Origin of the sequence: Mesorhizobium sp. M0048 (assembly GCF_040323405.1) — a bacterium.
In the GTDB taxonomy this organism is placed as follows: domain Bacteria; phylum Pseudomonadota; class Alphaproteobacteria; order Rhizobiales; family Rhizobiaceae; genus Mesorhizobium.
This window is the reverse complement of record NZ_JAMYUV010000013.1, coordinates 53,446-65,777: the sequence shown is the minus strand read 5'-3', so window position 1 is coordinate 65,777 and position 12,332 is coordinate 53,446. Positions and strand designations below refer to the sequence as shown.

General features: G+C 61.2%; 16 protein-coding genes. 6 read left to right on the top strand and 10 right to left on the bottom strand.

Annotated features, from left to right (window positions below):
- Positions 1-49 precede the first annotated feature (49 nt).
- Positions 50-349 carry a DUF1236 domain-containing protein gene (locus NKJ84_RS14870; RefSeq protein WP_254815751.1) on the bottom strand — a complete coding sequence of 100 codons (300 nt, stop codon included), beginning with the start codon at positions 347-349 and terminating at the stop codon, positions 50-52.
- Between the two features lie 202 nt (positions 350-551).
- Here NKJ84_RS14870 and NKJ84_RS14865 point away from each other — a divergent pair, with 202 nt between their 5' ends.
- Positions 552-1,340 (top strand): DUF1236 domain-containing protein, encoded by a 789-nt coding sequence (locus NKJ84_RS14865; protein ID WP_352507058.1) that lies wholly within the window; start codon positions 552-554, stop codon positions 1,338-1,340.
- 117 nt (positions 1,341-1,457) lie between these two features.
- Here the strand turns inward: NKJ84_RS14865 and NKJ84_RS14860 are convergent, their stop codons facing one another.
- The 3 genes from NKJ84_RS14860 to NKJ84_RS14850 form a co-directional block, all read right to left on the bottom strand.
- The gene (locus NKJ84_RS14860) at positions 1,458-1,700 is read right to left on the bottom strand and encodes a polymerase (protein WP_254815753.1); all 243 of its coding nucleotides are present in this window, start codon (positions 1,698-1,700) and stop codon (positions 1,458-1,460) included.
- Between the two features lie 233 nt (positions 1,701-1,933).
- On the bottom strand, positions 1,934-2,488 hold the full coding sequence (locus NKJ84_RS14855; protein WP_352507057.1) for a DUF4142 domain-containing protein: 555 nt from the start codon (positions 2,486-2,488) through the stop codon (positions 1,934-1,936).
- A 541-nt stretch (positions 2,489-3,029) separates the two neighbouring features.
- Positions 3,030-3,341, bottom strand: a complete 312-nt coding sequence (locus NKJ84_RS14850; protein ID WP_352507056.1) for a hypothetical protein — start codon at positions 3,339-3,341, stop codon at positions 3,030-3,032.
- Positions 3,342-3,650: 309 nt separating this feature from the next.
- Between NKJ84_RS14850 and NKJ84_RS14845 the strand changes: the two genes are divergently transcribed.
- Positions 3,651-3,815 (top strand): DUF3309 family protein, encoded by a 165-nt coding sequence (locus NKJ84_RS14845; protein ID WP_023677107.1) that lies wholly within the window; start codon positions 3,651-3,653, stop codon positions 3,813-3,815.
- Between the two features lie 291 nt (positions 3,816-4,106).
- On the opposite strand, the gene NKJ84_RS14840 is transcribed toward NKJ84_RS14845, so the two are convergent.
- Positions 4,107-4,304, bottom strand: a complete 198-nt coding sequence (locus tag NKJ84_RS14840; protein ID WP_254815757.1) for a hypothetical protein — start codon at positions 4,302-4,304, stop codon at positions 4,107-4,109.
- A gap of 498 nt (positions 4,305-4,802) precedes the next feature.
- Here NKJ84_RS14840 and NKJ84_RS14835 point away from each other — a divergent pair, with 498 nt between their 5' ends.
- The gene (locus NKJ84_RS14835; RefSeq protein ID WP_502896173.1) at positions 4,803-5,552 is read left to right on the top strand and encodes a Crp/Fnr family transcriptional regulator; all 750 of its coding nucleotides are present in this window, start codon (positions 4,803-4,805) and stop codon (positions 5,550-5,552) included.
- 166 nt (positions 5,553-5,718) lie between these two features.
- Entirely contained in the window at positions 5,719-6,246 is a 528-nt protein-coding gene (locus tag NKJ84_RS14830) for a YciE/YciF ferroxidase family protein (protein WP_254815759.1), read from the top strand.
- A gap of 135 nt (positions 6,247-6,381) precedes the next feature.
- On the opposite strand, the gene NKJ84_RS14825 is transcribed toward NKJ84_RS14830, so the two are convergent.
- Together NKJ84_RS14825 and NKJ84_RS14820 are read right to left on the bottom strand one after the other, a co-directional pair.
- The gene (locus tag NKJ84_RS14825; protein ID WP_352507054.1) at positions 6,382-7,380 is read right to left on the bottom strand and encodes an ATP-dependent DNA ligase; all 999 of its coding nucleotides are present in this window, start codon (positions 7,378-7,380) and stop codon (positions 6,382-6,384) included.
- 30 nt (positions 7,381-7,410) lie between these two features.
- Entirely contained in the window at positions 7,411-7,578 is a 168-nt protein-coding gene (locus tag NKJ84_RS14820; protein ID WP_352507053.1) for a hypothetical protein, read from the bottom strand.
- 225 nt (positions 7,579-7,803) lie between these two features.
- Here NKJ84_RS14820 and NKJ84_RS14815 point away from each other — a divergent pair, with 225 nt between their 5' ends.
- Complete coding sequence (locus NKJ84_RS14815) at positions 7,804-8,508, top strand: MgtC/SapB family protein (protein WP_352476927.1); 705 nt, start codon at positions 7,804-7,806, stop codon at positions 8,506-8,508.
- A gap of 103 nt (positions 8,509-8,611) precedes the next feature.
- Complete coding sequence (locus NKJ84_RS14810) at positions 8,612-9,874, top strand: DUF763 domain-containing protein (RefSeq protein ID WP_352507052.1); 1,263 nt, start codon at positions 8,612-8,614, stop codon at positions 9,872-9,874.
- 10 nt (positions 9,875-9,884) lie between these two features.
- On the opposite strand, the gene NKJ84_RS14805 is transcribed toward NKJ84_RS14810, so the two are convergent.
- The 3 genes from NKJ84_RS14805 to NKJ84_RS14795 form a co-directional block, all read right to left on the bottom strand.
- Positions 9,885-10,328: a PPC domain-containing DNA-binding protein gene (locus tag NKJ84_RS14805; protein WP_352507051.1), complete on the bottom strand. Its 444-nt coding sequence runs from the start codon at positions 10,326-10,328 to the stop codon at positions 9,885-9,887.
- 24 nt (positions 10,329-10,352) lie between these two features.
- Positions 10,353-10,505 carry a peptide ABC transporter permease gene (locus NKJ84_RS14800; RefSeq protein WP_254815765.1) on the bottom strand — a complete coding sequence of 51 codons (153 nt, stop codon included), beginning with the start codon at positions 10,503-10,505 and terminating at the stop codon, positions 10,353-10,355.
- A gap of 107 nt (positions 10,506-10,612) precedes the next feature.
- Positions 10,613-12,328 (bottom strand): HAD family hydrolase, encoded by a 1,716-nt coding sequence (locus tag NKJ84_RS14795; protein WP_352507050.1) that lies wholly within the window; start codon positions 12,326-12,328, stop codon positions 10,613-10,615.
- Positions 12,329-12,332 lie beyond the last annotated feature (4 nt).

The following is a 12,332-nucleotide window of genomic DNA, read 5'->3' as shown; positions in this document are numbered from 1 at the left end:
GTCGACAATGCTGGACGCGCCGCATGTCCCTTCAAAGCGACGCGCTTGTTCACTCGATGACCTTCACGATCCTGCGCGTGCCAGGATCGACCAGGACGGTCCGATTGTCGACGACGACGTAGCGGTATTTGACGCTGGGAACTTCATGAAGCTCGACGGTATCGGGCAGTGTCGAGCCGACATTGAGCTCCACGCCGGGAAGCTGGACGGACGCCAGAGGCTGCTTTTTCACATACTCGCGTACGATCGTCTCCTGCTGCGGTTCGATGACCACGTCCTGGGCCGCAGCGGCGCCAACACCCGCAAGCAGCAAGAACCCAGCCGCAGCCGCGGAAAGATGCATTCTCATGATCGTCTCCTTTCGTCGTGAGCCACCTCTGCGCTGCGCCGCGTCATGCCGTTCGCAGCGGGGTCGCTAGGTCGGTAACGTCACCGGGCAAAGCTTGTTCCGCCGCTCGGATCGCTTGCCGTTTCGCTCGGTTAATTTGGAACAAAGTTTTTTAGCCGCAGTTTTACGCGGTGAAGGGACGCATTTTCCAAGGAGATCTCTCATGAAAGGCGTTCTGATTACCAGCATGCTAGCAATCAGCGTCAGCTGCGGAGCGGCACTTGCCCAGACGCAGCAGTCGACCGACGACCAGTCCGGCGCCAATTGCGCAGCCGGCACTGCCAACTGTCCAAATGGCGCAAAGATGGGCGAGCAGGCCCAGGGCAAGGCCGGCGCTACGACTGAACAACAGGCGCAGGGCAACAAAAAGCTGAAGACCGACGAGCAAGCCCAGGGCAAGGCTGGCGCTACGACTGACCAGCAGGCTCAGGGCAAGCCGAAAATGAAGACCGACGAGCAAGCTCAGGGCAACGCTGGCGCCACGACTGACCAGCAGGCCACGGGCAACACCAAAATGAAAACCGACGAGCAGGCCCAGGGCAAAACCGGAACCACCACTACCGAGCAGGCCCAAGGCAACACGAAAATGAAGACCGAGGAGCAGGCTCAGAGCAAGACTGGGACCACGACCAGCGAGCAGACTCAGGGCAACGCCTCTACGCAGACGCAGGACCAGAGTTCGACCGCTTCCATCAGCAATGTGACCGTTGAACAGAAGACAGAAATTACCCAGGTCATCAAGGAAACGAATGTCCAACCGGTTTCCAATGTCGATTTCGACATCTCTGTCAGCGTCGAGGTTCCGCGAAAGAAGGTCCGGCTGCATCGTCTGCCGGCGCGCATCGTCAAGATCGTTCCGGCTTACGAATCCTATGAATATTTCGTGCTGGCCGATGGCCGGATCGTCATCGTCGATCCGAATACCTACAAGATCGTGCTTATCCTGACCTAGTTGTAGCCGGACGGTTTGCAAGACCGTTTGATTGCACCGGTAAGCCCGCGGCGCGACTTGCGCGGCGGGCCTTACCGCATCCCGCTCCACAGCGTTGCAGCGTCTGCAAATCGCAGATCACGGTCCGTCCTCGGGGCGAGGAGCCAGCATGGTCTGATCGATGGTGTCGGGCAGGCATGGACTTGGAGCGCACCTTGTTCGGAATGACGCGGTGGCCATGGCATCAATATTCGGGACCAGCACCATTCTCGCGTAGTGCCGCGGCCACAGCGGTTCTCCAAACAAGATGAAGATGCCGCCAACCATCAGCGCCAGCAACAAGAGCGCCGTTGCGTTTGCAAATATCTCGCCGTAGCGCATGGTAACCTGTCCCGGCCGGAAATCGATTCAGCCTGTGACAGCGGCAATCGGAACGGCGCCGAAACCCAGCTCTACTGCCCTCGGCGCCTCGCGAATGCCGCCTCCCATTGGATCCTCCCGGGAATAGGCCAAGTGAATAACGGCACTCTCGGTACTTTGTTCCCGGGGCCGACGACAGCCGCTCCCTTCAAGCCCGGCGTCTCCGTTGGCGAAACCGCTGGCGGTCGTCGCCCTCATTGATGCGCGGCAGCGAGATCCTTCACGTGACGTTCGTGCATTTGCAGCACCGGCAGCGTCTTTTTGGCAAATTCCTTCATCGCCGGATCGTCGCCGGAATTTGCGTAAGCGGAAAACAGCGCCACCGCTTCCTTATGCGCCTGGGTCTGCATGTCGATGTATTTCGATTGGAAGCTGTCCCCGCTGGCCTCCTTGAGTTGGTCGAGCAGCGCCTGGTGCTTGGTGTCCAGCGGCGGGCCGGCTGGCGCGGTGGCCGAAGTCGTCTGACCCTTGCTGAGCGCCGCCTTGAACTCCTCGTCGGCCTTGGTGTGGTCCGTGACCATTTGCGCCGCGAAGGCTTTTACGTCGTCGGCCTTCGCCTGCGTCTGCGCAAGTCGGCTCGATTCGATTTCGAATGTATTGGCGATGGGCACCGTCTTGACGAACGTCGCAGTGTCAACCTTGCTCATGGTGTCGGTCGTTAGAGGCGTCAGCGTCGCCGATTGGGCAAAAGCAACCAAAGGCGCGCCGGCCATCATCGCTGCCGCAGTGATGGATAGAAGTGTTTTCATGGGAGCTCTCCGAGGCTGATGTCATCCCTCGATGGCTCAACGCGGAAGCTGCAGCGAGGTTGCCTGGTCGTGGCGCCAGAGCCGCCGCGACGCCAGACAATAGTTTGGAAACGCAAAACAAAGGACGCCGGCTGCGTCCCGCAAATTGCAACGCACGCGGCGAGATCGTACGCAATCGTACAAGCTCTTTCGCTTTGCCGCGGTCTTGCTATCGTTGGCCGGGAGAGATGGGTGGAGGCTTCCGTGGGGCAGATCAAGTCGCCGCTTGGTATGGATACCGACAAAGCCATTCATACCGTCATGGCCGACTACCATTCCGGCGATATTCTCTCGACCACCGTCGTCATAGCCGATTTGCGCAGACGCTTTCCCTGTTCCGGCAAACCGACGAGGAGCTGGTTGGCTTCATCGTTCGCGCGTTGGACGGTCGGGAGATCGCGGTCAGTTTTGACCACCGCGGCCGTTAGGCGCTAATTTGCGGCAAAAACCAACAGGCCGCGGAGCCTATGCTCCGCGGCCTGGTGCTGTGATCACCGGGCGCTTACTTGCCGCAGTGGTTGTCGTTCAGCGTCGGGGCCATCGTGCCAGGAGCCTTGCCGGTCGCATCGGGCAGAGCCCCCTGCGGGCCTGGCGGGCAATTCCGGTCGGCATTCGAATTCGTCGTTGAGAAATCGCGAATGCTGTTGGTGATGGTCGAATCCGTGCCGCTGTCAGGGCCGCCATTATCCGGGACCACGATCGTCCGCCCGCTGCCGTCGGTAGCGTCTCCGGAGGGATCGCCGACGTTCTGGGCCATCGCTGACGTGGCCAGACCGATCGTAAGCGCGGAAGCTGCGAGAATTTTCGTGAACATGATGCTTCTCCTTTTTACGAGGGTCGTCGCGTTGCGACTAAGAAAACAACCGTTCGGGCGGGCGAAGGTTCCGACAAATTCCCCATGAATTTCAGCATGTTCTCAGGTGTTCAAGGCGGCCGCCATGCCATTCTCTGCAGGCATGCATCTGTGGACTTTTCTGACGGCACGGCCCGGCATTTTGCTTGCCGCATGAGTGTACGCCTTACCGTCCCGCCGGAACAGGAATGCTCCTTGCGAGTTCATACCTTTGTACAATGCGACGCGCTGATGCGAATGGCGGCAGCGCAAACAAGGAGAGCAGACATCATGGGCCTTGGAACCATTCTCATCATCATCTTGGTCCTTGCCTTGCTTGGCGGCTTCAGCGGCTTGGGCGGCGGACCGTTCTATGGCACCGGCTATTACGGTGGTGGCGGCCTCGGCCTGGTGCTGCTTATCGTCATTATCCTGGTCCTGCTTGGGCGCATTTGAGGCATGTCGCGCAAAAGCATGCCCCCGGGCTTGACCCGAGGGTGTGCAGCGGTTTTGTGATAACGACATGCATAAAACAGGAACCTAAAGTGCATCGCATGAGGCCGGTCAAGCGCGACACGCGTTAGTGTCACGCTCGCGACAAAAACGCCTGCCGCCTGGTAATAAGCGCCGGGCGTTTTGTCGTGAAAAGACAAGATTCCAAGTATCCTTGGCAAACCGGGGCCCTGGCCAGAAAGGGCGACTCGGTGCCGAACCTTTCGGCGCCGAGGACGCCACCATAGCAGCAGCTTAGTGTTGGCGATCGGCGGCCAGCGCTTCTTTCAGATCGGCGCTGAGCACACCCTCGTTGAACAGCGACATGATACGGGCTGCCAACCGCTCGCGGACAGGACTGTCGTCCGCAACACCCAACTCGCGGCAGCAGTCGTCGAGCGCTTTTCTCAGCACGCTCAGTTCGGCTGGAGTTGCTGCACCTTGCATCGACATGCCATCCTCCCTTGAAAAGGGCGAAAGCGCGAAGCGTCTTTCTAGCGTCCACTCGCCATGCCTGTGTGGACGACTCCAATTCAATTAGCGCCGCTCTCGTCCAAACTCAATGTACAGAAATTACCAAGCAGACAGTTTGGGAACGACTGTCTCGCACCTGCATTGTTGCTGCGATCCAACCCACCCTCATTTGGATCACTGGGCGTAGCCCACGACGCCCGAATGGAGCCCGTTGCATCCCTCGCGACGGGCTCTTTTGCGCCCGGCGATCTCAATTGTCGTTTTCGTACCAAACCGTCTTTGGTACGTTTCCGACTCTAACTTTCAGTCGGATGTTTTCGTAGGCAAGCGGCAGGAGAACTGCCGTGCATCGATTCATTTTTTTATTTAGTAGGCTCCATACCTTTCAGTGCTTATATAAGCGCTATCGTTCGCAGGTTATACCGGGCGCGGACGGCTGGGAGATAAAAAAGCTCTTGCCCTGTTTTGGGCCCAGCTATGTCTGATCCAGCAACTTCCAATAAGAATCCATATTCCAATAGAAATCCATACAAAAACAAGCTGTTGCGCCGAATGAGCGCCGGCGATTTCGCATCTCTCGAGCCGCACATCGAGCGCTGTTCGCTGGAGTTACGGCAATCGCTCGAAGTGTCCGGATCGCCGATCGAGGCCATCTATTTCCTCGAGGAGGGTATCGGTTCCGTGGTTGCGAAAATGCCGAACGGCAGCGATGCGGAAGTTGGCCTTGTCGGCTTGGAAGGTATGACCGGCTCGGCCCTGATAATGGGCGACGACCGTACGGTCCATGATTGCTATGTGCAGCTGGCGGGAGAAGCCGCCAAGATCGACGCCGAGCCGTTCAAAGCGGCGCTGACACAAAGCCCGACGCTGCGGCTGTTCTTGCTGCGCTACGTGCAATATCTGCATGTACAGACTGGCTTTACCGCGCTGGTCAACGCGCGATCGAAACTTGAAGACCGGCTGGCGCGCTGGCTGCTCATGTGTGACGATCGGGTGGACGGCGGCCGGCTGACGATCACTCACGAATTCCTGTCGATCATGCTTGGCGTAAGGCGCCCGGGTGTCACGGTCGCGCTGCAGCTGCTTGAGGGGCGAGGGCTCATCCGGTCCCGCCGCGGCGAAATTATCATCCGCGACCGCGATGGTCTCGTCGCACTGGCAGATGGCGGCTACGGCTTGGCCGAGGCCGAATACACCCGCCTGTTCGAGCATATCGGCGAGCGCTGACGGCGCTTTCCTGGCCGATTGCTGCCGCAGGTCGAGCCCTTGCGACACCACACGCGGGTCGGAAAAATTTTCAAAGCTCCCGTCGCTTCAGGGAACTTGTTTCCCGTCGGAGGGTTATCGGACGCCTCCACTTTGCGAGGCGGCACCAACCATTCGGGAGAGGATCATGGCGACCACGAAAAAGGCCGCGAAGGCGGCAAGCAAGGGCCTTGAGGATCTGTTCCTCGACGGGCTCAAAGACCTCTACTACGCCGAGAAGAAGATACTGAAAGCGCTGCCCAAAATGGCCAAGGGCGCGGAGTCGGAAGAAGTGACCGCCGCTTTCGAGAAACACCGCATGGAAACCGAAGGACATGTCGACCGCCTCGAGGAGGTGTTCGAGAAATTCGGCAAGCCGGCCCGCGGCAAAACCTGTCCGGCGATTGACGGCATCATCGAAGAGGGCTCGGAAATGCTCGAGGAGTATAATGGTGCTCCCGCGCTCGACGCCGGGCTTGTCGGTGCGGCGCAAGCTGTCGAACATTACGAGATCGCTCGCTACGGCACTTTGATCGCGTGGGCGGAAGAACTTGGCAAGAGCGACGTTGTCGAGCTGCTCAGGGCAACTCTCAAGGAAGAGGTCGCGACCGACGAAGCGCTTTCCAAGCTCGGCGAAAGCGGTGTCAACGAACGCGCAATGCAAGAAGCCGCTTGATTTCAAAACCGCAACCGAGCCTCGGAAATGTTGCCAAGGCTCGGTTGGCCGCGGCGAACCGGTGAATTTTGCATTGGTCCGTCATGAACGATAGAGCGGGCAGCTAGAGCCTTGAAGCGGTGCCTCGGAGCGGACTTACTCGATCTGCTCGAACGTGCATTGCCGGGGCTCCTTGTCCGGCCGCCAGCGCAACAGCTTTGTCCCGTGCCGGAACCGGTCCCCTGTCACATGGTCGAACCGAACCTCGACCACCAGTTCAGGCTTTATCGGTTCCCATTGTCCGCTCCGCTCCGTGCTCCAGCGGCTTGGTCCGCCCGGCGCCTTGCCGGTGAAACCCGGTTTGGCCCGCAGTTTTTCCAGCCGTCTGGTCAATGCTGCCCTGTCGTCCTTGCCGATGGTCGAGGTGAACCCGACATGGTCCAGCCTGCCTTCGTTATTGTAGAGGCCAAGCAGCAGGGATCCGACTTCGTTGCTGCCGGCGAGATAGCGAAAGCCGCCGACCACGCAATCCGCAGTGCGCAGTCGCTTGACCTTGACCATGGCGCGCTCGCCGGGCCGGTATGGCCCGGCTATCAGTTTTGTAACAACACCGTCGGTGGAGCCGTGGCCGGCGCCCTGCAGCCAGCGCTCGGCGGTGGCGGCGTCGTGCGTATATTTGGACAGGTGCAGTTCGGGCCGTGCCGCCGTCGCGACAAAGGCCTCAATCGCCTGCCTCCTGGTGGTGAGAGGCTCTTCGATGATGATCCTGCCGCCGGGTTCGGCCAGCATATCGAACAGGACCAGCCTGGCGGGCGTCTCAAGGCTCAACTTGCGGATCCTGCTTTCGGCGGGATGAAGGCGCATTTGCAGGGCCTCGAACGAGGACGATCCGTCGACCTCGATGACGATCTCGCCGTCGGCAACAAACCGTCGCGAGCGCACATCGCGCAGCACCCCGACGAGCTCGGGAAAATAGCGGCCGAGCGGCTTGCCCGATTTTGCACGCAGATCGACGGCATCGTCGCCCTTGAACACGAGGCAGCGAAACCCGTCCCATTTCGGCTCGTATTGCCAAAGCCCGTCGTCGCCAGGAATTGCATCGGCGGCTTTGGCTTCCATCGGACGAAGGTCGAGCGGCAACGGAAATGCGGTCATGGCTGGCCCGCGCCGCCGCTACGGCATTCGCTACCGCCGTCGGCCATTCCTCTGTGCCCCGCTTTGCTGCCTCGGCGCCTTGCGGCCGGCTTGGTCGGCTGAAGGCGACAGCGGATCGACCTCGCCAGACCCACCGATCTCCTTGGTGATGCGATAGGCCAGATAAGCGACGGCTCCAGCAAGCAGCAAGCGGACCATGACTGCAAATCCTTCGTTGGCGTGAACCCACCAACCCGCAGGCCGAAGGTTTTGTTCCGCCGCTGCCCATCGCCGGGTGAATCGTCGGCGGCGCAACCAAAATCCAGGCGCATCGTTTGTTGCCTATCGACGAAAAGAATTTGCGATGAAGACGCTCTTGCCCTTGTTCGCTTTGACCATGGCGCTATTCCTGGCCAGCAGCGCCTGGCCCGACGGGTGACCGCGATGCTCCTCGTTGTTCCGGTTTGGCAGGACATCGCGGCACGACTGCTTCTGACCGCACTCGCCGGCCTGTTGATAGGCCTCAACCGGGAGGCGCGCGGGCACGCGGCGGGGCTACGCACCACCGTGCTGGTAGGGTTGGCGGCTGCCATCGCAATGGTCCAGGCCAGCATTCTGCTGGGAACCGTTGGCAAGCACCCGGATTCGTTTGCATCGATGGACGTCTTGCGCTTTCCGCTGGGCGTGCTGACCGGGGTCGGCTTTATCGGCGGTGGCGCCATTCTTCGCCGTGGCAGTCTTGTCAGCGGCGTCACCACGGCGGCCACATTGTGGGTGATGACGGCGATCGGATTGGCTTTCGGTGGTGGCCAATACGGCTTGGGCGCGGCCGGCACGGCACTGACGCTGGCCACCTTGCTCGTCCTGAAATGGGTGGATCTTCGAATTTCGCGCGAACACCACGCCCAGTTGGCAGTGACCTGGAAGGCCGCAGCCCGACAGGAACTCGATACGATGATCGGGCCGCTTGGTTACCGGGCACGCCTCGTCGCGATAGAGAGGCGCCCGGATATCAAAGACCCTGTTTTCTCGTTCGAGATCAGTTGGAGGCGGCCGGACACTGGCGCACCGCCAATAGATCTGCTGGAATCGGTGGGCGAGCATTGCGAGATCCAGAAGTTTGATCTCCTCAGCGAACCTGCCCGGTAGCTGGCGGCTTGCAACGATCGCGGCCTGAATCAGGCCATAGCTTCTCCACACCCCTTTCGATACCTATCTGTCGAGGCAGGACTCAAGGAGCAAGCAAAAGACCGTGGCACAGCGATCGGGAAGTGCTGATCTCCCACTTCACGGCGGGCGCGTACCGAAATGGCTTGGCGACCGCATGACGCGGCTTGGCGCGGTCATGTGCGAGGCGATCATCCACCATTACGGCCGCGATGAATTGCTGCGCCGGCTGGCGCATCCGTTCTGGTTCCAGTCTTTTGGCGCCGTGATGGGGATGGACTGGCATTCCTCCGGCATCACCACCAGCGTCGTCGGAGCGTTGAAGCGCGGTCTGTCGCCGCTTTCCGGCGAACTCGGCATCCACGTTTGCGGCGGCCGCGGCGCGCATTCGCGCAAGACCCCGCATGAGCTCGCCCTGATCGGCGAGCGTGTCGGTCTCGACGGGCAAGGCCTCGCGACTGCCAGCCGGCTTGTCGCCAAGGTGGACAGCGCCGCGGTCCAGGACGGTTTCGATCTCTATCTGCACGGCTTTATCGTCACCGACGACGGCAAGTGGGTGGTGGTGCAGCAAGGCATGAACGGCGACAGCAAGGTGGCGCGCCGCTATCACTGGCTGTCCGAGGGCCTGAAGAGCTTTGTCGACCAGCCGCATGCTGCCATCGAGGGCGCCAATCAGGGCGAGATCGTCAACCTGACCGACCGCCGCGCCGAAGCGTCGCGCCAGGGACAACTGGACCTTCTGCACGACCTTGGACCGGATCGCATCGTGAGGGAACTTGCCGCTTTGGAGCGGGGTTCGGCGCCAGCGCCGGACCCGGCACAAAAGCTGCTGCCGCATCTGGTCATGCCGGCGCACCACGATGTGCGCGAAAGTGATGTCGTCATGCGCCGCCTGCACGGCAATATCGCCGCGGCGGCTGAGCGCGGTCCGACGGATTTCGCCGAGCTTCTCCTCGTGCCCAATGTCGGCGCGCGCACGGTGCGGGCGCTGGCGTTGGTCGCCGAAGTCGTGCATGGCGCGCCGTGCCGTTTTTCCGATCCAGGACGCTTCTCGCTGGCGCATGGCGGCAAGGACAGGCACCCGTTCCCTGTGCCGCTGAAAGTCTATGACGAGACGATCGGCGTGCTGAAGTCGGCTGTCCACAAGGCCAGGCTCGGCCGTGACGAAGAGATCGGCGCCTTGCGGCGGCTGGACGACCAGTCGCGGCAGGTCGAGCGCTATGTCACCGGCCCAAGCCTGAAGGAAATCGTCGCCGGGGAGTTCGAGCAATCGCATCTGCTCGGCGGCCGCAGCGCCTTCGGTTGGGAGGGTGTACCCGAAACGGCCGCAGTCAAATCAACGAAGTGATCGGCTCGGATCAAGGCTCCAGGTCGATCAGGGCGACGCCGAGTTCGGGATGATGCCTGCGGCGCAGATGGCCAGGCGTCTCCACCAATGTGACCTCGAGCGTCGGCCGCACGATTCCGTCCAGCAGATGACCACCCCTCGTGGTGCCGTCACTCAATCCAAGGACTGCGTGGACGTGCAGGCTGGGCCTGCCGTCGTCGCCGATGGCAACATCGCCGATCGCGCTCAGCACTTCACACTGTTCTCGAACGGGGATCTTCCGGTAGGTTCTTTCTCCAGGGTCGAACCAGCCGACGGTTGCCCTTTCGAAAGCGCCGAGCGCAGTCAGCGACGCGCCGCCGACGCCACGCTCGACCGCAAACGACGTCAGCTGCGCAAACGCCTCTTCGCCGGGATCAAGCACAACCACAAACGTTCTCTGCCCGGCGCTTTCGGCAACAAGTTGTGATTTCATGATTTCGCTCCAGCCGTCAGGAATTCAAACCCACCACACCAGCAATGCCAGAAAGACGAGACCCACCAGGCCGGCGATGAAAATGATCCGGCGCGCCCGCGTCCGCAGGATGATCTCGCCCTGCCGCGCCTGCTCCGCCGAAAAGACAGGACCATTCTTGTCCGGGTCGCTGCTCATCCATCGTCTCTTTCCGGGGCAATTATTCGGCATTGATTGGATCTGGCGCCCGATAGAACACAATTTCGTTTGGCGGATGAGGTTCCACGGCTGGGCGCCGTTTGCATCTATTCCTTTGGCGCGGTGGCGGGCGCGGTATAGCGGCGGCGCACTGCGTCCAGGATGTGGTTGCGGCTCTCCTGCGCCGAAAGTGTGCCGTCTTTCTCCGCCTCCGCGGTCTCGCGCGCCAGTTCCTTGTCCCTGATCTGGTGGCGAAACCATTCGGAATAGTCGCCGGCGCGCAGATGATGTTCCCAGGTCCTGTCGTCGATGCCCTCGGCGATCTGGGCGAAAATCATCAGATTATGGGCGCGGAGATTCATTGCATTGTCGGGACCGCGGAAATAGAAGCTGCCCTTCTCGTCGAGCTGGCCCTCGGCATATTTGCGGCTGTGGCGCTTGAGCGACTGCCGCGGCTCGATTGGCTCGACCATGGCGGGTTTCTTGTGCGCCTGCGGCCGCCAGAACAGCACGCGCTGGTCTTTTGGAGAGCTCAGATCCTTGTCCTTTGGCGGTTCGGTGCCGGTCTCGCGGCAGAACGTCTTGATGACCTTTTTCGCCTTGGGGCCGAGTGCGATGACGGCGGTGACCAGCCGCAATGCCTCGGTTGAGATCGCGTCCGGATGAACCGTGATCAGGATCGTGCCCGGCAATTCCATCGCCAGCACCATTGGAGTATCGTCGCGCCGCTTCGGCAGGAGGTGATGCGCCTCGTCGATGATCAGCCAGTGCGGTCGTGCCGTACGGAAACGAAGACTGCCGAGGCCCGGCAGCAGGTCGGCAAAGAAGTCCGGCCGCTCGTTGACGCGCAGCGCCAGGCCATTCACGACAAGATTGTTGTCAGGCTTCTCCAGGAGATCGAGCAATTGCGTTTTCGTCGGCGCGTTCGAGCCGTCGCCCAGCCGGACTGCGCCTTCGAGGCCATCGTAGTCGCCTTCCGGATCGAAGATGCAGAACTGGAACTTTCTCTTGACGAAGCGCTCCGTCAGTGCGGTCGCCAGGGTCGATTTGCCGATGCCGGAGCTCCCGGCGATCAGCACCGTATCGGTTGGCGACAGATACACCTCCTTGCCGTCCTCCGAGCCAAGCACAATGCCGTCGCGGCTCGGCACAAGCTCGCGATCGCGCTCCACCACCTTGGCGATCAGTTCCTCGACGCCCTTTCCGCGCGCGCCGCGTGTCACGAGATCCGCCGTTTCCTTGACTGCCGGCAGTGCGTTGTCGACGGCGACGCTGAAGCCGCAGGCGCGCAGGAAGGCGTGGTCGTTTTCGGCGTCGCCGACGCCGACGACGTTGTGCGGCGACAATCTGAGGTCCTGAAGCGCGGCTGTCAGGCCGGTCGCCTTGTTGATGCCGCTGGGCAGGATCATCACCGCGCCCTTGTTGAAGATGATTTCCAGCTCCAGCCCCAATTTCTTGATGACCTCGAGCGCGGTAGCCTGATGCGGTTCCCAGGTTGCGACGATCGAGCGTCCGACCGAAAGCGGTTTGACACCGCGTTTCCTGAGTTTGGCGATGAGCTCGGGGGCGGGCGGCGGAGATATCGTCCGCTCCTCCTCGCTGGCCGGCGTGTAGATCAACGCGCCGTTTTCGGCGACGACCTTGTCGAAGATCGCGACTTCGGGAAAGACGCGTTTGAGGTCGGGCAGCTCGCGCCCGGTGACGAGAATGAGTTTGCGGCCGCTCTTCTTGAAGCGTTCAAGCGCCGCAAGCGTCTTCTCGGCAACGATCCCCTCATGCGCCAGCGTGCCGTCATAGTCAGTGGCCAGGGCAATGAAATACATGCCG

What these genes read in the sequence shown, in the direction of transcription:
- NKJ84_RS14860 (WP_254815753.1), bottom strand. Translation starts at nt 1,700, where the DNA reads ATGCGCTACGGCGAGATATTTGCAAACGCAACGGCGCTCTTGTTGCTG.
- NKJ84_RS14830 (WP_254815759.1), top strand. Translation starts at nt 5,719, where the DNA reads ATGGCGACCACGAAAAAGGCCGCGAAGGCGGCAAGCAAGGGCCTTGAG.
- NKJ84_RS14795 (WP_352507050.1), bottom strand. Translation starts at nt 12,328, where the DNA reads ATGTATTTCATTGCCCTGGCCACTGACTATGACGGCACGCTGGCGCAT.
- NKJ84_RS14845 (WP_023677107.1), top strand. Translation starts at nt 3,651, where the DNA reads ATGGGCCTTGGAACCATTCTCATCATCATCTTGGTCCTTGCCTTGCTT.
- NKJ84_RS14820 (WP_352507053.1), bottom strand. Translation starts at nt 7,578, where the DNA reads ATGGTCCGCTTGCTGCTTGCTGGAGCCGTCGCTTATCTGGCCTATCGC.
- NKJ84_RS14870 (WP_254815751.1), bottom strand. Translation starts at nt 349, where the DNA reads ATGAGAATGCATCTTTCCGCGGCTGCGGCTGGGTTCTTGCTGCTTGCG.
- NKJ84_RS14800 (WP_254815765.1), bottom strand. Translation starts at nt 10,505, where the DNA reads ATGAGCAGCGACCCGGACAAGAATGGTCCTGTCTTTTCGGCGGAGCAG.
- NKJ84_RS14865 (WP_352507058.1), top strand. Translation starts at nt 552, where the DNA reads ATGAAAGGCGTTCTGATTACCAGCATGCTAGCAATCAGCGTCAGCTGC.
- NKJ84_RS14805 (WP_352507051.1), bottom strand. Translation starts at nt 10,328, where the DNA reads ATGAAATCACAACTTGTTGCCGAAAGCGCCGGGCAGAGAACGTTTGTG.
- NKJ84_RS14840 (WP_254815757.1), bottom strand. Translation starts at nt 4,304, where the DNA reads ATGTCGATGCAAGGTGCAGCAACTCCAGCCGAACTGAGCGTGCTGAGA.
- NKJ84_RS14855 (WP_352507057.1), bottom strand. Translation starts at nt 2,488, where the DNA reads ATGAAAACACTTCTATCCATCACTGCGGCAGCGATGATGGCCGGCGCG.
- NKJ84_RS14850 (WP_352507056.1), bottom strand. Translation starts at nt 3,341, where the DNA reads ATGTTCACGAAAATTCTCGCAGCTTCCGCGCTTACGATCGGTCTGGCC.
- NKJ84_RS14815 (WP_352476927.1), top strand. Translation starts at nt 7,804, where the DNA reads ATGCTCCTCGTTGTTCCGGTTTGGCAGGACATCGCGGCACGACTGCTT.
- NKJ84_RS14835 (WP_502896173.1), top strand. Translation starts at nt 4,803, where the DNA reads ATGTCTGATCCAGCAACTTCCAATAAGAATCCATATTCCAATAGAAAT.
- NKJ84_RS14825 (WP_352507054.1), bottom strand. Translation starts at nt 7,380, where the DNA reads ATGACCGCATTTCCGTTGCCGCTCGACCTTCGTCCGATGGAAGCCAAA.